Below are 19778 nucleotides of genomic sequence, written 5' to 3'. Positions count from 1 at the left end.
CCCGTCTACATCGACGGTAACGAAAGAGGATAAACCGTGTCCCGTATTATTATGCTGATCCCTACCGGAACCAGCGTCGGTCTGACCAGCGTCAGCCTTGGCGTGATCCGCGCAATGGAACGCAAAGGCGTTCGTCTGAGCGTCTTCAAGCCGATCTCTCAACCGCGTGCCGGTGGCGATGCGCCAGACCAGACTACCAGCATCGTCCGTGCTAACTCTTCTCTGCCAGCCGCTGAGCCGCTGAAGATGAGCCACGTTGAATCTCTGTTGTCCAGCAATCAGAAAGATGTGCTGATGGAAGAGATCATCGCGAACTACCACGCGAACACTAAAGACGCTGAAGTTGTACTGGTTGAAGGCCTGGTCCCAACTCGTAAACATCAGTTCGCACAGTCTCTGAACTACGAAATCGCGAAAACGCTGAACGCAGAAATCGTCTTCGTAATGTCTCAGGGTACTGATACCCCGGAACAGCTGAACGAGCGTATTGAACTGACTCGCAGCAGCTTCGGCGGCGCGAAAAACACCAACATCACCGGCGTAATCGTTAACAAACTGAACGCACCGGTTGATGAGCAGGGCCGTACTCGCCCGGATCTGTCCGAGATTTTCGACGACTCTTCCAAAGCGAAAGTGATCAAAGTTGATCCGGCTAAACTGCAAGAATCCAGCCCGCTGCCGGTTCTGGGCGCGGTGCCATGGAGCTTCGATCTGATCGCAACGCGTGCAATCGATATGGCGCGTCATCTGAACGCCACTATCGTTAACGAAGGTGATATCAATACCCGTCGCGTGAAGTCTGTGACTTTCTGCGCACGCAGCATTCCGCACATGCTGGAGCACTTCCGTGCAGGTTCTCTGCTGGTGACTTCCGCCGATCGTCCTGACGTGCTGGTTGCAGCATGCCTGGCAGCCATGAACGGCGTGGAAATCGGTGCCCTGCTGCTGACTGGCGGCTACGAAATGGACGCGCGTATCACTAAACTGTGCGAACGTGCATTTGAAACCGGCCTGCCGGTATTCATGGTGAACACCAACACCTGGCAGACCTCTCTGAGCCTGCAGAGCTTCAACCTGGAAGTTCCGGTTGACGATCACGAACGTATTGAGAAAGTTCAGGAATACGTTGCTAACTACATCAACGCTGACTGGATTGAATCCCTGACCGCGACCTCTGAGCGCAGCCGTCGTCTGTCTCCACCAGCGTTCCGTTATCAGCTGACCGAGCTGGCACGTAAAGCCGGCAAGCGCGTTGTTCTGCCGGAAGGTGACGAGCCGCGTACCGTTAAAGCGGCGGCTATCTGTGCTGAACGCGGTATCGCAACCTGCGTACTGCTGGGCAACCCGGATGAGATCACCCGCGTTGCAGCCTCTCAGGGCGTTGAGCTGGGCGCTGGCGTAGAAATCGTTGATCCAGATGTGGTTCGCGAAAGCTACGTTGCTCGCCTGGTCGAACTGCGTAAAAACAAAGGTATGACCGAAACCGTTGCCCGCGAACAGCTGGAAGACAACGTGGTTCTCGGTACCCTGATGCTGGAACAGGACGACGTTGACGGTCTGGTTTCTGGTGCAGTTCATACCACCGCGAACACCATCCGTCCGCCGCTGCAGCTGATCAAAACTGCACCGGGTAGTTCCCTGGTGTCTTCCGTGTTCTTCATGCTGCTGCCGGATCAGGTTTACGTATACGGCGACTGCGCGATCAACCCGGATCCGACTGCAGAGCAACTGGCAGAAATCGCGATTCAGTCCGCTGAATCCGCCATTGCTTTCGGTATCGAACCGCGTGTAGCAATGCTCTCCTACTCCACCGGTACTTCTGGTGCAGGTAGCGACGTAGAAAAAGTTCGTGAAGCCACGCGTCTGGCGCAGGAAAAACGTCCTGACCTGATGATCGACGGTCCGCTGCAGTATGACGCCGCCGTTATGGCTGACGTAGCAAAATCCAAAGCGCCGAACTCTCCGGTTGCAGGTCGCGCTACCGTGTTCATCTTCCCGGATCTGAACACCGGTAACACCACCTACAAAGCGGTACAGCGTTCTGCCGACCTGATCTCCATCGGGCCGATGCTGCAGGGTATGCGCAAGCCTGTGAACGACCTGTCTCGTGGCGCGCTGGTTGACGACATCGTCTACACCATCGCTCTGACCGCGATCCAGTCTTCCCAACAGCAGCAGTAATCTGTCGAGTGTGCCGGATGTCTTATCCGGCAACACTTCTGCTTATTAAACCGGAAATAGCTTATATTTCCGGTTTTTTTATACCTGTTTTTCCCGTTGGCATATTCTGAAACATTTGCCAGGATGCGCTGCATCAATGAATAACTATTCTCCTGTTTGCATACTTATCCTCTTTTGCATTGCAACAGGGATAGTCTTTCATGTCAGCAGTAACAGAAACACAGCCAGCTAAAAAATGGGCGATGCCCGATACGTTGGTGATTATTTTTTTCGTTGCCATTTTAACCAGTCTGGCGACATGGGTTGTTCCCGTCGGGATGTTCGACAGTCAGGAAGTGCAGTATCAGGTTGATGGACAAACTAAAACCCGTAAGGTGGTCGACCCCCATTCTTTTCGAATTCTGACCAACGACGCGGGCGAAGAGCAGTATCACCGGGTGCAGTTTTTCACCACCGGTGATGAGCGCCCTGGCCTGATGAATTTTCCGTTTGAAGGGTTAACCTCCGGCTCTAAATTCGGCACTGCCGTCGGCATTATTATGTTTATGCTGGTGATTGGCGGCGCATTCGGCATCGTTATGCGTACCGGAACCATCGATAACGGCATCCTGGCGCTCATCCGCCATACGCGAGGAAACGAAGTCCTGTTTATCCCGGTGCTGTTTGTTCTCTTCTCATTAGGCGGCGCGGTGTTTGGCATGGGGGAAGAGGCGGTCGCCTTTGCCATTATTATCGCACCGTTAATGGTACGGTTAGGTTACGACAGTATCACCACCGTTCTGGTCACCTATATTGCGACTCAGATTGGATTTGCCAGCTCATGGATGAACCCGTTTTGCGTGGTCGTCGCGCAGGGGATTGCGGGCGTGCCGGTGCTCTCTGGTTCCGGTCTGCGTATCATTGTCTGGGTAATTGCGACCCTGATAGGTCTGACCTTCACGCTGGCCTATGCGGCGCGCATCAAAAAGAATCCGCTTTTGTCCCGGGTACATGAATCCGACCGTTTCTTTCGCGAACAGCAGGACGACGTTGTGGAACGACGCTTCACGCTGTGCGACTGGCTGGTGCTGCTGGTGCTGACCGCGGTAATGATTTGGGTTGTCTGGGGGGTTATCGTCAACGCGTGGTTTATTCCTGAGATCGCCAGTCAGTTCTTCACCATGGGCCTGGTAATTGGCATCATCGGCGTGGTCTTTCGTCTCAACGGCATGACGGTCAACATCATGGCCTCCTCATTCACTGAAGGCGCACGAATGATGATTGCCCCTGCCCTGCTGGTCGGTTTTGCCAAGGGCATATTACTGCTGGTCGGTAATGGAGAGGCGGGTGAAGCCAGCGTGTTGAACACGCTGCTGCACAGCATTGCCAACGGCATCAGCGGGCTGGATAACGCCATCGCGGCGTGGTTTATGCTGCTGTTCCAGGCGGTGTTTAATTTCTTCGTTACTTCCGGCTCTGGTCAGGCTGCATTGACCATGCCGTTATTAGCACCCTTAGGCGATCTGGTTGGCGTAAACCGTCAGGTCACCGTACTGGCCTTCCAGTTTGGCGACGGATTCAGTCATATTATCTATCCTACATCGGCATCGCTGATGGCAACGTTAGGCGTGTGTCGGGTGGATTTTCGTAACTGGCTGAAGGTAGGCGCCACACTGTTGGGACTGCTGTTTATTATGTCCAGCGTGGTGGTAATTGGCGCGCAGATAATGGGTTACCATTAAAAAACGATTGCCCGGCCTACACAATTTCTCGACGCTGTAGGCCGGATGAGCAGATTTTACTCAGCTTCTTCCTGCTTTTCGGCTTTCGCCCCTTCATTCTTAGCGTTGCGGGTCATCCACAGCGCCAGGGCTTTCAGTGAGTCCGGCGTAAATTCGTCGCAGCGCGCGGTAATTTCTTCCGGCGTCAGCCAGCAAACTTCACTAACCTCTTCTTCCTGAAGCGCAAACGGTCCGTGGGAAACACAGCTAAACAGCCCGCCCCATACGCGACAGTTCTGGTCTTCAAAATAAAACTGCCCATGCTCGGCAAACGGCACGCCCGCAATCCCCAGTTCCTCTTCCGCTTCACGGCGCGCTGAATCCAGTAGTTGCTCGTCAGCCTGCACAACACCGCCAGCGGTGGCATCCAGCATGCCGGGCAAAAAATCTTTTGTCTCAGTACGACGCTGAACCAGAATTTTGCCCATTCCATCATGCACGACGATATACGTTGCGCGATGGCGTAAGCGTTGCGCCCGCATTTGTTCCCGGCTGGATTGTGCAATGACTTCGTTGTCTTCATTCACAATATCCACCCATTCCGTACTTGCCAAACGACGCTGTTCCACCATCAGGAAACCTTCTTTTTTCTTGCGCTCTTACGGCGCGTTTATGTTTGTGGGGTAAATTACGGATTAATCTCGACCTGTGCAATAACACTTTGATCATTGAGTGCCATTACGCTGAGAACATTATCATCCAGAATCCCGTAACTTGCCGCAAAGCCCCCTTTCGGGATGCTTACCGAGCCGGGATTGAAGTGGTAAACATCCCCTTGACGCTCAGCCACGGGCAAATGTGTATGCCCATAAACCAGCACATCTCCCACGTTGAGCGCCGGCATATTTTGCGGGCCAAAAAGATGCCCGTGCGTCAAAAAGAGTCGCTGGTTTTCTGTCAGAATTTGCTGCCACGGCGCGGTCATCGGAAAATGCAGAAGCATCTGATCCACTTCGCTGTCACAATTGCCACGCACAGCGATAATCCGCGCTGCCAGCGCATTCAACCGCTCAGCAACCTGCGCAGGCGCATAGCCTTCCGGGAGAGCATTACGCGGTCCGTGGTTTAAAACATCACCCAATATCACCAGCCATTGCGCACCGCTTGCGGCAAACCGTTCAAGTACGCGTTCCGTGGCTGGCAACGAACCATGAATGTCCGATGCGAACATCAGTTTCATCACTCACTCCTCGTTGAAAAGTACCTTGTAATGATACTGGATTACGCCCCGTTTTTCAGCAGGAACGCTTCGCTGAAAGCGCGATAAAACGCTGGACTGAAGCGCGCTGCCACTGGAAGGCGGCATATTCTGCAAGCGCTTCGGGAACCTCATCGCCGTTAAGGACCAGACGATTCAGCATTAGCGCTAAATCGCAGTCGGCAATACACCATTCGCCAAATAAATTCTGCTTCCCGTGGCTCAATAAATGGCTCGCAGTGGCGAACAATTTCTCCGCACTGACTTTTCCCGCTTCGCTTAACGGACCTTTCTTCACGCCAGCAAAAACTACGTCCGTTGAGCGTTCTTCACGGATAGGCATCAGATCGCTGCGGATCCACGCCTGAACCTGGCGCGCCCGCGCGCGCTTTTGCACATCGTGTGGGTAGATTCGCTCCCACTGCGGCGGCGCAAAACTCTCTTCCAGGAACTCAGTAATCGCTGATGATTCGCTCAGCTCGAAACCGTCGATTTCAAGCACCGGCACGCGCCGCGTTAACGCATACCCTTGCCATGAAGGTTGCAAGTGTTCGCCGCTGTTGAGATCAACGGTTTTCAGCGTAAAAGGCAGTCCTTTCTCTTGCAGAGCGACATAAACAGACAGCACGTAAGGGGAGAAAAAATTGGCATCTGACCACAGCGTAATTGCAGATTTGCTCATAATGTCCTCTGAAATGTATTGGCTTGCCTTCAAAATATAGAGTCTTTCTCTCACTGTCACTTGATGAAAACTCACGCACGCCAACAGGCTCTATACTTGTTATGACCCGGTTCATGACAAAACGGACGCTGAAAATGATCGATCTCTATTACACTCCATCGCCAAACGGTCACAAAATCACGCTGTTTCTTGAAGAGGCGCAGCTGCAATACCGTCTGATTCATGTCGATATCAGCAAAGGTAGCCAGTTTCACCCTGATTTTCTGCAAATCTCACCAAACAATAAAATCCCGGCCATTATCGACAGTGCCCCGGTAGACGGCGGAAAGCCCATCAGCCTGTTTGAGTCCGGAGAAATTTTACTCTATCTGGCAGAAAAGAGCGGTAAGCTGCTGAGCGGTGAGTTACGTGAACGCCACACTACGCTGCAGTGGCTGTTCTGGCAGGTCAGCGGCCTCGGACCCATGCTGGGCCAGAATCATCATTTTAGCCACTACGCCCCACAAACGATTCCCTACGCCATTGAAAGATACCAGGTTGAAACCCAGCGCCTGTACAACGTGATGAATAAACGTCTGGAAACGTCCCCCTGGCTGGGGGGCGATCACTACAGCATTGCCGACATTGCCTGCTGGCCGTGGATCCACGCCCATCAGCGTCAGCGCATCGACCTCGACAACTACCCGGCGGTCAATAACTGGCATGAACGCATCCGTACGCGTCCCGCAACGGAACGCGCCATGCAACAAGCACAAAGTGAGAAGCGGTGACGCGATTCGGTTCTCGTGTATCATGCAAAGGTTCATACATGGAGGAAACCTGCAATGTCACAACCTGACGCAATTATTCGTATAAAAAACCTTCGTCTGCGCACTTTTATCGGCATCAAAGAAGAGGAGATCCTTAACCGCCAGGATATCGTCATCAACATTGCCATTCACTATCCGGCAGACAAAGCCCGTACCAGCGAAGATATCAACGACGCGCTGAATTATCGCACTATCACCAAGAGCATCATTGCCCACGTAGAGGGTAACCGCTTCTCATTGTTAGAAAAATTAACTCAAGATGTGCTCGATATCGCACGCGAACATCACTGGGTCACTTATGCTCAAGTAGAGATAGATAAACTTCACGCATTACGTTACGCCGACTCAGTCTCTATGACGCTGAGCTGGCAGCGCTAAACATAACCCGGGAGGCGACATGCAGATTCTGATTACCGGCGGTACTGGCCTGATTGGACGTCATCTGATCCCCCGCTTGCTGGAACTGGGGCATCAGATAACCGTAGTGACCCGTTCTCCAGATAAGGCGCGTCAGATTCTCGACTCCCGGGTTACGCTGTCCAAAGGGCTGGAAGAGCGGCAAAATCTCAATGACATTGATGCCGTCATTAACCTTGCCGGAGAGCCGATTGCGGACAAGCGCTGGAGTGCCCAGCAAAAGGAACGCCTGTGTCAGAGCCGCTGGGTCATCACGCAGAAGCTGGTCGATTTAATCAATGCCAGCGAGACACCGCCCGCAGTGCTAATTTCCGGTTCCGCTACCGGTTACTACGGCGATTTAGGCGAAGTGGTGGTCACAGAAGAAGAGCCGCCGCATAACGAATTTACCCATAAGCTGTGCGCCCGCTGGGAGCAGATTGCCAGCACTGCGCAAAGCGATAAAACCCGCGTGTGTATGCTGCGCACCGGCGTGGTACTGGCCTCTGCTGGCGGCATTCTGGCGAAAATGGTTCCGCCGTTTCGTCTTGGCTTAGGCGGACCAATTGGCAACGGACGCCAGTATATGGCCTGGATCCATATTGATGATATGGTCAACGGAATTCTCTGGCTGCTGGATAACGATCTGCGCGGTCCCTTCAATATGGTTTCACCGTACCCGGTACACAATGAGCAGTTTGCCCACGCGCTGGGCCACGCCCTGAACCGTCCTGCCATTCTGCGCGTTCCCGCCACCGCAATGCGGTTGCTGATGGGCGAATCTTCAGTGCTGGTTCTCGGCGGGCAGCGAGCGTTGCCAAAACGCCTGGAAGCGTCCGGTTTCGCGTTTCGCTGGTACGATTTAGAAGAAGCGCTGGCGGATGTCATCCGATAACCCCTAAGCGCTATTCACGGTCGCCGTTGTGGTGGTAAGGTTATAGGCCAGATTTCTGCAATGGCGACGTTATGGCGATAATTTCGACTCCCCGACTTACCCTCTCTTTGTTTCAGTTTTCTGACTGGTCATTTTTCCAGAAACTACGTGAATGTCCTGAAGTCATGCGCTATATGGGCAACATCGCCCCGGCGAAAGATACGCGTCTGTTATTCGCCAGACGCCTTGCCGCACAGCACACTTTTGTCATCCGCGAGCACAACAACCCGACGCCGCTCGGCGATATTGGTCTGCAAATCAGCCATCTCTACCCGCACGAAGCCGACCTCGGCTACGCCATCATGCCACAGGCGCAGGGGAAAGGTATTGCCAGCGAAGCCGTACGCGCGGTGTGCCAGTACGCCTTCGAGCACGCGGCGGTCACGGCGATAAATGCTTACGCACTGGCGGATAATAAGGGCTCAATACGGATTCTGGAAAAAACGGGGTTCGTGCGTACGCAGGTGCTGGAAAAGGCGTATGAGATTGATGGTATCGCCTACGACGACTGGGTTTATCGTCTGGAGTGCGACGCGCTAAAATCCCAGGCCCGGAAAGCGTAGCGCCTCCGGGCAGGTGACTTACTTCAACGAACCTTTGAGGAACTGCTGCAAACGCGGGCTTTGCGGATTACCAAATACCTGCTCGGGATCGCCCTCTTCTTCAATCTTCCCTTGATGCAGGAAAATCACGTGCGTGGAGACATGACGGGCAAACCCCATTTCGTGGGTCACGACCACCATGGTTTTTCCCTCTTCGGCCAGTTGTTGCATAATGCGCAGCACTTCGCCCACCAGCTCCGGGTCAAGTGCCGACGTGGGTTCATCAAACAGCAACACTTCCGGTTCCATCGCCAGCGCACGAGCAATGGAGACACGCTGCTGCTGACCACCGGACAGATGCACCGGATATTTGCCCTGAGCGCGCTCATCAATACCCACTTTCGCCAGATACTTCACCGCACGTTCGCGAGCTTCCTGCTTGCTCAGCCCCAACACCTGGATCGGCGCTTCCATCACGTTTTCCAGCACCGTCATGTGGCTCCACAGATTAAAGTGCTGAAAGACCATCGTCAGTCGCGTGCGCAGCAAGCGCAGCTGATTTTTGTCTGCAACCTTAAGCTGGCCGTCTTTGTCGCGTACCAGACCAATGTTCTGACCACTGACGACAATCGACCCGGCGCTCGGTTTCTCGAGAAAGTTAATGCAGCGCAGGAAGGTACTTTTACCGGAACCTGACGAGCCAATAATACTGATAACATCACCCGCATTGGCCTGCAGCGATACCCCTTTCAGCACTTCATGTTCGCCGTAGTGCTTATGTAAATCGATAACGTTTAATTTATTTTCAGACATCGTGTTACTCGAATCATTTAGAGGATACATGCTGCAACCAGCGTTTTTCCGCTTTACGGAACAGACTGATCAGGACATACGAAATAATCAAATACAGAACAGCGGCAATACCGAAGGCGGTAAACGGCTGATACGTTGCCGAGTTGATATCGCGGGCGATTTTCAACAAATCAGGCACCGTTGCGGTAAATGCCAGCGCCGTGGAGTGCAGCATTAAAATAACTTCATTGCTGTAAGCCGGCAGCGCAATACGTAGCGCGGAAGGCAAAATAATGCAGCGATACAGTTTAAACGACGAGAAACCGTAAGCGCGCGCGGCTTCAATCTCACCATGGGGTACGGAACGAATAGCCCCGGCGAAAATCTCCGTGGTATAGGCGCAGGTATTCAGCGTCAGCGCCAGCACGGTGCAATTTAGCCCACTGCGGAAAAACGCGTTGAGGAAGTCCGTGCCTTTGACTATCTCCAGCGTATACATCCCGGAATAAAACACCAGCAACTGGACGTACAGCGGCGTCCCACGAAAAATATAGGTGAACAGCCAGATGGGAAACTGGATAAATTTATTACTGGAAACACGACCAATTGCCAAAAACAGCGCCAGTATCCCGCCCATCACCACCGATGAAATCAGAAGCCACAGGGTGATAGCCACGCCGGTGTAGCGATACCCGTCGGTCCACAGCAGGGACTTCCAGTATTCCTGAATAATCTCAATCACAGGTCAGCCCTCTTCACACCCACGGAATAGCGGCGCTCAAGGTACAGCAGCACACCATTAGAAACAGTGGTAAACACCAGATAGATGACCCCGCACACTACGGCAAAATAGAACGGCTCCCAGGTACTTTTTCCGGCAAGCTGAGTGGCTTTCACTACGTCTTCCAGGCCGAGCAACGATACCAACGCAGTGGCCTTAAGAATGACCTGCCAGTTGTTGCCAATTCCCGGTAAGGCATAGCGCATCATCGCCGGGAACATAATGCGGCGAAATATTTGTGAACTGGTAAAACCGAATGCCGTCGCGGCTTCAATATGTCCTTTTGGCACGGCCATAAATGCGCCACGAAATGTTTCGGTAAAATAGGCTCCGTAGATAAACCCGAGCGTAATAATACCCGCGACCATCGGATCGATATCAATCTGGCTGATACCGATTGCATCGGTAAGGGTATTCAGCGCGATTTGTAATCCGTAAAAGATGAGCAGCATTAAGACCAGATCGGGCACGCCGCGGATAAGCGTTGTGTACCCTTCGAAAATAAGCGCCAGCGCCCGGCTTTGCGACAGCTTAGCTGCCGCGCCGACAAGGCCTATCAGAACCGCCAGTACCACCGAGCTAAGTGCCAGCTCCAGCGTAACAATTGCGCCCTGTAAAATAACACCTGAAAAGCCATACAACATGCTGCCTGTCCTGTCGTGTGTGGTGGAGTAATAAGCCTCTTTTGATTTCAGACAAACTGTTAAATGCGGGATGGCGACTTTGCCTTATCCGGCCTACAAAATCGCTGTAGACCGGATACGCACAGCGCCATCAGGCATAAATTCAACACGTCAAAAATCTACGGGCTTTATCAGCACCTGCGGTGATTAACCGCCGTAAACATCAAAATCGAAGTACTTTTTCGCCAGCTTCTCGTAAGTACCGTCAGCTCGCATCTCGGCAAAGGCTTTGTTCAGTGCTTCGCGCAGTTCGTTATCATCTTTGCGCAGCCCCATACCGGTACCCACGCCGAATAACTTCTCATCTTTTACAGATGCGCCGCCGAATTTGTAATCTTTACCGACCGGCTGTTTCAGGAAGCCTTCGCTGGCTGCGACTTCATCCTGGAAAGCAGCATCAATACGCCCGGCAGTCAGGTCAGAATAGATATTGTCTTGCCCCTGATAAGAGACAATTTCAATGCCTTTTGGCGCCCAGTGCTCATTGCCGAAGGTTTCCTGAGTCGTGCCCTGCAGCACACCAACACGTTTACCTTTCAGCGACTCAATGGTCGGCTGAATAGCAGAATCTTTAGCGACAACCAGACGCGAGTCGGCTGCATAAAGCTTGTCGGTAAAGGCGATTTCCTGCTGACGTTTTTCAGTGATGGAAAGCGAGGACATAATCGCATCGATTTTCTTCGCTTTTAACGAAGGGATAAGCGCGTCCAGCGGGTTTTCCACGAAGGTACATTGTGTATTGATACGTTTGCACAGCTCTTTAGCCAGATCGATATCAAAACCGACTAATTCACCCTGTGCATTTTTCGATTCGAACGGCGCATAAGTAGGATCGGTACCGATACGAATTTTTTGCGGAATGGCTGCAAATGCTGCGGTAGCACTGGAGAAAGCCAGGACCAGAGAAAGAGACAACACCAGTTTTTTCATAACTATCCTCAACAGACTGTCTTTTATAGGGGATCTTTACAGGACCAGGTGCAGTTATCGTGCCATTAATCGGGCCGACAAGGCAAAGCATTCTACCCTGTCGGCGGTATTTATTTGCATGAAAAGCGCTTAAGTATGCACTCATGCTTATTAAGACAGCGACAAAAGCACCAAAACAGTGCACTGAATTTATTATGCACCGTAATGGTTACCCGCAATGGTGCAGTCCATTCCCCGTTGCGGCGTATTAATCGCCGTAGACATTGAAGTTAAAATACTTGCTCGCCATTTTGTCGTAGGTGCCGTCTTTGCGCAGTTCGCCCAGCGCTTTATCGAAAGCAGCTTTCAGCTCTGCATCATCTTTGCGCAAGCCAATCCCGGTGCCGTCACCAAAGTATTTTTTATCTTTCACCGACGGACCAGCAAAAGCGTAGTCCTTACCGGCAGGCTGCTTCAGGAAGCCTTCGCTGGCCGCGACTTCATCCTGCAACGCCGCGTCCAGACGACCCGCTGTCAGGTCAGAATAGATAAGGTCCTGGTTCGCATAGGCCACCACATCTACGCCTTTGCTGCGCCAGTTGTCATTAGCATAGGCTTCCTGAGTCGAGCCTTGCAGTACGCCAACATGTTTACCTTTAAGGGAATCAAGAGTCGGTTGAATTGGGGAACCTTTCGCGGCGATCAGACGTGAGTCTGCTGCGTAAAGCTTGTCTGAGAACGCAATCTCTTGCTGACGCTTCTCAGTGATTGAAAGCGAGGAGATGATGGCATCAATTTTTTTCGCTTTCAGCGACGGGATCAGCGCGTCAAAGTCGCTGGCTACCCAGGTACATTTGATCTGCATGCGCTTACACATCTCATTTCCCAGATCGATATCAAAGCCGACAAAGTCGCCTTTGGCATCTTTAGAGGAAAAAGGTGCGTACGTTGTATCTGTACCAATACGAACCGTCTGCGGAAGTGCTGCGTAGCTGGCCGCGGTGGCGGAGAGTCCTACCAGCAAAGACAAAGCAAGAACCGTCTTCTTCATACATAACCCTCAAGTGGCGTAATTTTATTATGTTTTACGTTGTGTTGTGTGTTTGCAGACTTTTTCATGCAGGTCTTATGCCATTTTCGCGTCGATGAGGATATTCGACGTTAAATATGTTAATAAAACGTTGCAATAATGTCCTGATTTTGAAGATAGCAGGTCTGACGGTTGAACCGCAGCGTTTCGTTGAGTTTTAACGAATTAAATGTTGAGGATATGATCGCGGTTACAAAATTGCCCTGAAACAGGGCAACGGATGTTTCTTTGCACGCTGATGGAACGGTTTTACGCCCCTTGCCAGCGGGTGAACAGCTCCTGTGGAAGGGAGATATCAAACTGGTCGAGTACGCGGTTAACCGTTTGATTAATCACATCATCTAGCGTTTGCGGGCGATGATAGAATGCCGGGACTGGCGGCATAATCACCGCGCCAATTTCTGCCGCCTGCGTCATCAGCCGCAGATGCCCCAGATGCAGAGGCGTTTCACGCACGCACAGCACCAGCGGGCGGCGTTCTTTCAACACCACGTCTGCCGCACGGGTAAGCAGCCCATCGGTGTAACTGTGGACGATGCCTGAAAGCGTTTTGATTGAACAAGGTAATATTACCATTCCGGCGGTCTGAAAAGAGCCGGAAGAGATACTGGCGGCGATATCGCGCGTATCGTGATTTACATTCGCCAGTGCCTGCACATCGCGTACAGAGAGGTCAGTTTCCAGCGCCAGCGTCTGTCGGGCAGCAGCACTCATCACCAGATGGGTTTCCACATCAGTAACGTCACGCAAAACCTGCAGCAGGCGCACGCCATAAATCGCGCCACTGGCACCGCTAATCCCTACAATGAGTCGTTTCATTTTTTCGCCCTTACTTGCTTCAGGGCTGACTTTGCAGGTTTTTATGCGCAGTTGCAAGTCAGTCCACTCTATGTGTCCTGACCTGCAACAGAACATTACCCTTCGTTATGCATCTCGAGGTTTTCCGCTTCGTTCTGACGCAAAATTGCTTTGGCATCATCATTACGCAGGGAGTCGAGGAAATCGAGATATTGCTGGTCGACGTCTTTGGTGACGTACACGCCGTTAAACACTGAACATTCAAACTGCTGAATATCCGGGTTCTCAGCGCGGACCGCTTCAATCAGATCGTTCAGATCCTGGAAGATAAGACCGTCTGCACCGATTATCTGGCGAATCTCGTCCACTTCGCGACCATGAGCAATCAGCTCCGTCGCCGTAGGCATATCGATACCATAAACGTTCGGGAAGCGAATTTCCGGGGCCGCAGAGGCCAGATACACTTTCTTCGCTCCGGCTTCACGCGCCATCTCGATAATCTGTTCCGAGGTGGTACCGCGCACGATGGAGTCATCCACCAGCAGCACGTTTTTATCACGGAATTCCGCACGGTTGGCGTTCAGCTTACGGCGCACGGATTTACGGCGCAGCTGCTGGCCGGGCATGATAAAGGTACGACCCACGTAGCGGTTTTTCACAAAACCCTGACGGTACGGCTTACCGAGAATACGGGCAATTTCCAGCGCGATATCGCAGGAGGTTTCCGGAATCGGGATCACCACGTCAATGTCCAGATCTTCCCACTCACGAGCAATTTTTTCGCCAAGCTTGGTACCCATATTTACACGGGCGCTGTAGACGGAAATCTTGTCGATAAAGGAGTCAGGACGTGCGAAGTAAACGTATTCAAACAGGCACGGATTGCTGACCGGGTTATCGGCACACTGGCGAGTAAACAGCTGACCTTTTTCGGTGATATACACCGCTTCGCCAGGTGCCACATCGCGCAGGAATTCAAAACCCAGCGTATCCAGCGCCACGCTCTCGGAGGCCACCATATACTCGGTACGACCATCCCCGATATCGCGTTTACCCAGTACCAGCGGACGGATACCGTTAGGATCGCGGAAGGCAACCATACCGTGGCCAATAATCATCGCCACGCAGGCATAGGCGCCGCGGATCTGGCGGTTGGTTGCCGCAATAGCAGCAAAAATATTATCGGCTTCCAGCGGATAATGGCGGAAGTTATCCAGCTCGCTGGCGAAAATATTCAGCAGAATTTCAGAGTCTGAAGTGGTATTGATGTGGCGGCGCTTTTCTTCAAACAGCTTTTTACGCAGCTCATGCGCATTGGTCAGGTTGCCATTATGGGCAAGCGTGATGCCATACGGTGAGTTGACGTAAAAAGGTTGAGCTTCGGAGGCGCTGGAACTGCCAGCCGTTGGGTAACGCACATGACCGATGCCCATATTGCCCTGCAAACGCTGCATATGGCGCGCTTCAAAAATATCGCTCACCATTCCGTTTGCTTTACGCAAGCGGAAGCAGTTGTTGGCATCAATGGTGATGATGCCTGCGGCATCCTGACCACGATGCTGGAGCACCGTTAACGCGTCATAAATCGACTGGTTTACCGGCATAACACCGGCGATACCGACAATACCGCACATACGTCTTTTCCTCGTTCAGCAACAACCCAAAGTTTATACTTTGGGCAAGAAACTTGACGAGCTTTGCAGATAGTCAAAGAACCATCTGATGATGAAACTGAACTGCGGGATCAGCTGCGACTTGCTCCAGTCTTCACTTTTCGACAGACCGGTAAAGGTATCGAGAAAGAACAGTATGGCGGCGACGATCAGCGCTCCTCGCAGAGCACCAAAGCAGATCCCCAACACCCTGTCGGTACCCGACAGGCCTGTTTTCTCTACCAGTTGGCCTATCACAAAGTTAACGATAGCGCCGACGATAAGTGTCGCGATAAACAGTATCGCGATAGCAATCCCATTTCGAACGAGTTCGTCTTCAAAGCCCGTAAACCAGACAGACAGGTAAGTGTAGTAATGGCTGGCGACAAAGAAAGCACAACCCCAAGTCACCAACGATAATGCTTCACGAACAAAGCCACGGATCAGGCTAACCAGACAGGAAAAACCAATCACCGCGATAATGGCGTAATCAATCCAGACCATAAGTGTCCCACGATTTAACGCCCTGTCGTCCTGTTCGGGGCGCATTCTAACAGAAAAAGAAAACGTTTGCGTAGGGATTTCCTTTCCACGCGTAAATAAAAATGGCGCTGAAAAAATCTTCAACGCCATACCGTTTTATGCCTCTTCGGGCACTGCCGGATAGCGGTAAAAACGCCCTATCCGGCCTGAATTAAGAGCAGCGCCGTGAACAGCGCAATCCCTTAATTAGGGGTGTACCCCATCACTACGCCACTCAGACCGGAGATCTTCTGCAGCTCGCCCAGCGAGTTCTTCAGCTTATCTTTGGAGGCGTCAGGTCCTACGAGAATACGGGTTATTTTACCCTGCACCGGCGTTGACGGGGAAGTATATACCCGGAAGCCCGCGCCACGAAGTTTACCCACGATCTCATTGACCTTATCCGCATTTTTCAGCGCACCGAGCTGTACAACATACGCTTTGCCGGTTGGCGCTGGCGGTTCCACCGCGGCCGGTTTCGGCGCTGGAGCCGGTGCTGGCGTCGGAGCGACGGCAACCGGCTGCGGCTTCGGTTTGGGTTTCGGCTGTTCTACAGGCGCGGGGACAGGATCTAACTCCGCGCTGTTTGCCGTCGTCAAACGTGACGGATCCAACGATGGCGCGGCAGCATCGCCCGCGCGCACCTCTTCAGCCGCCCCTTCCGGTGGCTGCGTCGGCAGCGCCTGCGTTGCTGCAGGCATCATGTCTGGTTCATCGCGATCGCCGGGTTTCGGCACCAGCGGGATCGCCGCAAACTCATCCTGATAATGCTTTTTCTGCCCGTCAAGCAGCCCGGGGAGCACAATCACCCCCAGCGCGACCAGCACAATTGTGCCGACTAATCGATTCTGAAACTTACTCGCCACCGCTTCTCCCCACGTCTATCACTTCCATGACATGTGCGACAGTGTGAAACGATCCACACACCAACACGGTATCTTCTGGCTTCGCCTCAGCTAGCGCCGCAGACCATGCCTGCGCCACGCTGTCATAGGCGTAGCCTTTGCCCAGATGCTCCAGCAGTTGTTCTGCAGTAGCTCCACGCGGCCCTTCCAGGGGCGCACAGTACCAGGCGTCAACCACGCTTTTTAACCAGGCTAACGTACCGGCAATATCTTTATCATGTAGCATACCGATAACCGCAAGTACACGCCCGCTTTTCACTAATTTTTTCAGACGGCCGGTCAGATACTCCGCCGCATGCGGGTTATGGGCAACATCAAAAATCACCCGCGGCGACTCGCTCACAATCTGGAAGCGCCCCGGTAAAATAGCCTGTTCAATACCGTCACGAATGGCCTGCTCGCTGACGTTAAGCCCGCTTGCGCGCAGTGCTGCCAGTGCGGTAGCGGCGTTAGGTTGCGGGACCTGCGGCAACGGCAGGTGCGCCAACGTGCCGTGATCGTCCGTAAAGGACCAGTCGTTCTCCGTGACCACATAGCGCCAGTCCACGCCGCAGCGTTGCAAAATCGCCCCGCTCTCTTGTGCAACATCGGCGATGGTGTAAGGCATTTCCGGTTCACCGACGATAGCCGGTTTCTCTGCACGGAAAATTCCCGCCTTCTCACGACCAATGCTTTCGCGATCCGGGCCCAGCCAGTCAGTATGGTCAAGCGCAATGCTGGTGACCACCGCAACATCGGCATCCACGATATTGGTCGCGTCAAGGCGACCGCCTAACCCAACTTCCAGGATGACGACATCCAGTTGGGCCTGTTTAAACAACCAGAGCGCCGATAAGGTACCGTATTCAAAGTAGGTCAGGGAAATGTCGCCACGCGCGTCTTCAATCTCAGCAAACGAGGCGGTATGCGCTGATTCCGGCAGTTCACGCCCCTGCACGCGTACGCGTTCCGTGTAGCGTACCAGATGCGGCGAACTGTAAACGCCAACTTTATAACCTGCTGCGGTCAGCACAGATTCCAGCGTACGGCAGGTTGTGCCTTTCCCGTTGGTTCCCGCCACCGTAAAAACAAATGGCGCGGGTTTCAACACACCCAGTTTGCGCGCCACCTGACTTACGCGTTCCAGGCCGAGATCGATGGTTTTACTGTGCAGGTTTTCCAGATAAGAAAGCCACGATGCCAGGGGCGACGCGGCTTGAGGAATACGTTTATTGTCCATGATGGCTGTAGATTCTTTACGTTGAGAAAAGCAAAAGGGCAGCACCAACCGGCCTGCCCTTTTTTACACGTTGTTTTTCACGTTGCAGATGCGTTGGCTGTGCTCGCTCACCCGAATCACTTACCTGTGTAAGCTCATCGGGATCTACTCTCTTATCGCCTGCCTGCAACCCGAAACCCATAGAGTAAACTATCAGGCCTCTGATTCCTGATCGGGAACCGGAGGTACCACCTCGCCTTCACGCGGCTCATCCGGATTCGGCGTAGGAAGATTCATCAGCTTCGCCAGAATGCTTGCCAGTTTCAGGCGCATTTCAGGACGGCGGACGATCATATCGATAGCGCCTTTTTCAATCAGGAACTCGCTACGCTGGAATCCCGGCGGCAGTTTCTCACGTACGGTTTGCTCGATAACACGCGGACCAGCAAAGCCGATCAGTGCTTTCGGTTCTGCAATGTTGAGATCGCCCAGCATCGCGAAGCTAGCAGAAACACCGCCCATTGTTGGGTCGGTCAGTACAGAAATATACGGTAAACCGCGTTCCTGCATTTTCGCCAGCGCAGCAGATGTTTTCGCCATCTGCATCAGAGACATCAGCGCTTCCTGCATACGCGCCCCGCCAGAAGCGGAGAAGCAGATCAGCGGGCAGTTATCTTCCAGCGCCTGCTCAACGGCACGGACAAAACGCGCGCCGACCACAGAGCCCATGGAGCCGCCCATAAACGCGAACTCGAATGCAGCAGCAACGACCGGCATACCGTGCAGCGTGCCTTTCATTACCACCAGCGCATCTTTCTCGCCAGTTTCTTTCTGCGCAGAAGCCAGTCTGTCTTTGTACTTTTTGGAGTCACGAAACTTCAGCACATCTTTCGGCTCAAGCTCGCTACCCAGTTCCACAAGAGAACCTTCATCTAACAGGCTATGCAGGCGATTGCGCGCCGACATGCGCATATGATGGTCACACTTCGGACAGACCTCAAGATTACGTTCCAGCTCAGCACGGTATAAAACCTGACCGCAGCTATCACACTTGGTCCACACCCCTTCAGGAATGCTTGCCTTGCGGGTGGGAGTAATGTTGCTTTTAATTCGTTCAATCCAGCTCATTGGTGACCTTTCTGCCTGAACCCTAGTCAGCTTTGTTATAAGGGGCGCATAATGCCATTTTTGCCCCTAACAGACCATGAATGTTGCACATTAAAACATAACAGCCCGAAACTTTGGATAAAAAAGTGGTCGAACCGCTGAGTTACTTTCTATTTTGCAGCCCGTGACGCAGCGCGTTTATGGCGAATCACTTCAATTATGCCCGGCAATACGGAAAGGACGATGATCGCCACAATCAGTAATTTCAGGTTTTCCTGAACGATCGGTAGATCGCCGAACAGATAGCCTGCATAGGTGAACAGCAATACCCACAGCAGCGCGCCTGCGACGTTATACATCGCAAAATGACGGTAGGACATGTGCCCCATACCGGCAACAAACGGTGCAAATGTACGCACAATAGGTACGAAACGCGCGAGGATAATCGTTTTGCCGCCATGACGCTCGTAGAACGCATGGGTTTTATCCAGGTAACTGCGACGGAAAATTTTAGAGTTCGGGTTACTGAAGAGTTTTTCACCGAACAAACGGCCAATCGTGTAGTTCACCGCATCGCCGATAATCGCCGCCACAATCATCAACATCACCATCAGATGAACATTGAGATCGTTAGTCGGCAGCGCAGAAAGCGCGCCAGCGACAAACAGCAGCGAGTCTCCCGGCAGGAACGGCGTCACCACCAGCCCGGTTTCGCAGAACAGGATCAGAAACAGAATCGCGTATACCCAGATACCGTATTCCGCAACCAGCTCCGCCAGATGCACATCAATGTGCAGGATAAAATCGATAAGAAAGTAAATCAGGTCCATAGTTTTGCC

The 19778-nt window shown here is 52.8% G+C and carries 21 protein-coding genes; 6 read left to right on the top strand and 15 right to left on the bottom strand.

The features are described from left to right. Positions 1–36 precede the first annotated feature (36 nt). Positions 37–2181, top strand: coding sequence for a phosphate acetyltransferase (pta, locus tag HV314_RS08440; protein WP_016153844.1), 2145 nt, complete (start codon positions 37–39; stop codon positions 2179–2181). Positions 2182–2381: 200 nt separating this feature from the next. Then, positions 2382–3902 carry a putative basic amino acid antiporter YfcC gene (gene yfcC, locus HV314_RS08435; RefSeq protein WP_181547839.1) on the top strand — a complete coding sequence of 507 codons (1521 nt, stop codon included), beginning with the start codon at positions 2382–2384 and terminating at the stop codon, positions 3900–3902. Positions 3903–3958: 56 nt separating this feature from the next. On the opposite strand, the gene yfcD is transcribed toward yfcC, so the two are convergent. The 3 genes from yfcD to yfcF are packed head-to-tail and all read right to left on the bottom strand — an operon-like array spanning position 3959 to position 5821. Next, positions 3959–4513 carry an NUDIX hydrolase YfcD gene (yfcD, locus tag HV314_RS08430; protein WP_006683645.1) on the bottom strand — a complete coding sequence of 185 codons (555 nt, stop codon included), beginning with the start codon at positions 4511–4513 and terminating at the stop codon, positions 3959–3961. 56 nt (positions 4514–4569) lie between these two features. Next, positions 4570–5121: a phosphodiesterase gene (gene yfcE, locus HV314_RS08425; protein WP_016153846.1), complete on the bottom strand. Its 552-nt coding sequence runs from the start codon at positions 5119–5121 to the stop codon at positions 4570–4572. Between the two features lie 55 nt (positions 5122–5176). After that, positions 5177–5821 (bottom strand): glutathione transferase, encoded by a 645-nt coding sequence (gene yfcF / locus HV314_RS08420; RefSeq protein WP_016153847.1) that lies wholly within the window; start codon positions 5819–5821, stop codon positions 5177–5179. 134 nt (positions 5822–5955) lie between these two features. Between yfcF and yfcG the strand changes: the two genes are divergently transcribed. The 4 genes from yfcG to HV314_RS08400 all read left to right on the top strand — a co-directional run bounded on the left by yfcG (position 5956) and on the right by HV314_RS08400 (position 8523). After that, on the top strand, positions 5956–6591 hold the full coding sequence (gene yfcG, locus HV314_RS08415) for a GSH-dependent disulfide bond oxidoreductase (RefSeq protein WP_016153848.1): 636 nt from the start codon (positions 5956–5958) through the stop codon (positions 6589–6591). Positions 6592–6645: 54 nt separating this feature from the next. Further along, complete coding sequence (gene folX / locus HV314_RS08410; RefSeq protein ID WP_016153849.1) at positions 6646–7008, top strand: dihydroneopterin triphosphate 2'-epimerase; 363 nt, start codon at positions 6646–6648, stop codon at positions 7006–7008. 19 nt (positions 7009–7027) lie between these two features. Next, the gene (locus HV314_RS08405; RefSeq protein ID WP_016153850.1) at positions 7028–7921 is read left to right on the top strand and encodes a TIGR01777 family oxidoreductase; all 894 of its coding nucleotides are present in this window, start codon (positions 7028–7030) and stop codon (positions 7919–7921) included. 71 nt (positions 7922–7992) lie between these two features. After that, positions 7993–8523, top strand: a complete 531-nt coding sequence (locus tag HV314_RS08400; protein ID WP_016157046.1) for a GNAT family N-acetyltransferase — start codon at positions 7993–7995, stop codon at positions 8521–8523. Positions 8524–8541: 18 nt separating this feature from the next. On the opposite strand, the gene hisP is transcribed toward HV314_RS08400, so the two are convergent. The 12 genes from hisP to HV314_RS08340 all read right to left on the bottom strand — a co-directional run bounded on the left by hisP (position 8542) and on the right by HV314_RS08340 (position 19769). Continuing rightward, entirely contained in the window at positions 8542–9315 is a 774-nt protein-coding gene (gene hisP / locus HV314_RS08395) for a histidine ABC transporter ATP-binding protein HisP (protein WP_043017062.1), read from the bottom strand. A 13-nt stretch (positions 9316–9328) separates the two neighbouring features. Beyond that, positions 9329–10036: a histidine ABC transporter permease HisM gene (hisM, locus tag HV314_RS08390; RefSeq protein WP_003028116.1), complete on the bottom strand. Its 708-nt coding sequence runs from the start codon at positions 10034–10036 to the stop codon at positions 9329–9331. Further along, positions 10033–10719: a histidine ABC transporter permease HisQ gene (locus HV314_RS08385; RefSeq protein ID WP_016153853.1), complete on the bottom strand. Its 687-nt coding sequence runs from the start codon at positions 10717–10719 to the stop codon at positions 10033–10035. Before HV314_RS08385 ends, hisM begins: the two co-directional genes overlap by 4 nt. A gap of 186 nt (positions 10720–10905) precedes the next feature. After that, positions 10906–11688 carry a histidine ABC transporter substrate-binding protein HisJ gene (gene hisJ, locus HV314_RS08380; protein ID WP_181547837.1) on the bottom strand — a complete coding sequence of 261 codons (783 nt, stop codon included), beginning with the start codon at positions 11686–11688 and terminating at the stop codon, positions 10906–10908. Positions 11689–11935: 247 nt separating this feature from the next. Next, the gene (gene argT, locus HV314_RS08375; RefSeq protein WP_006683634.1) at positions 11936–12718 is read right to left on the bottom strand and encodes a lysine/arginine/ornithine ABC transporter substrate-binding protein ArgT; all 783 of its coding nucleotides are present in this window, start codon (positions 12716–12718) and stop codon (positions 11936–11938) included. A 288-nt stretch (positions 12719–13006) separates the two neighbouring features. Next, positions 13007–13576 (bottom strand): UbiX family flavin prenyltransferase, encoded by a 570-nt coding sequence (locus HV314_RS08370; RefSeq protein ID WP_049042592.1) that lies wholly within the window; start codon positions 13574–13576, stop codon positions 13007–13009. Positions 13577–13671: 95 nt separating this feature from the next. Further along, complete coding sequence (purF, locus tag HV314_RS08365) at positions 13672–15189, bottom strand: amidophosphoribosyltransferase (protein ID WP_005129677.1); 1518 nt, start codon at positions 15187–15189, stop codon at positions 13672–13674. 33 nt (positions 15190–15222) lie between these two features. Continuing rightward, positions 15223–15711: a colicin V production protein gene (gene cvpA, locus HV314_RS08360; protein WP_005129678.1), complete on the bottom strand. Its 489-nt coding sequence runs from the start codon at positions 15709–15711 to the stop codon at positions 15223–15225. Positions 15712–15932: 221 nt separating this feature from the next. After that, complete coding sequence (dedD, locus tag HV314_RS08355) at positions 15933–16595, bottom strand: cell division protein DedD (RefSeq protein WP_016153857.1); 663 nt, start codon at positions 16593–16595, stop codon at positions 15933–15935. Then, positions 16585–17853 carry a bifunctional tetrahydrofolate synthase/dihydrofolate synthase gene (folC, locus tag HV314_RS08350; protein WP_032931705.1) on the bottom strand — a complete coding sequence of 423 codons (1269 nt, stop codon included), beginning with the start codon at positions 17851–17853 and terminating at the stop codon, positions 16585–16587. Before folC ends, dedD begins: the two co-directional genes overlap by 11 nt. A 192-nt stretch (positions 17854–18045) precedes the next feature. Then, complete coding sequence (accD, locus tag HV314_RS08345; RefSeq protein ID WP_016153859.1) at positions 18046–18960, bottom strand: acetyl-CoA carboxylase, carboxyltransferase subunit beta; 915 nt, start codon at positions 18958–18960, stop codon at positions 18046–18048. 149 nt (positions 18961–19109) lie between these two features. Beyond that, entirely contained in the window at positions 19110–19769 is a 660-nt protein-coding gene (locus HV314_RS08340) for a DedA family protein (RefSeq protein ID WP_016153860.1), read from the bottom strand. Between the last annotated feature and the right edge of the window lie 9 nt (positions 19770–19778).

This window comes from Citrobacter sp. RHBSTW-00887, from assembly GCF_013728095.1.
GTDB lineage: Bacteria > Pseudomonadota > Gammaproteobacteria > Enterobacterales > Enterobacteriaceae > Citrobacter > Citrobacter braakii.
This window is presented reverse-complemented; position numbering and strand designations above follow the sequence as displayed.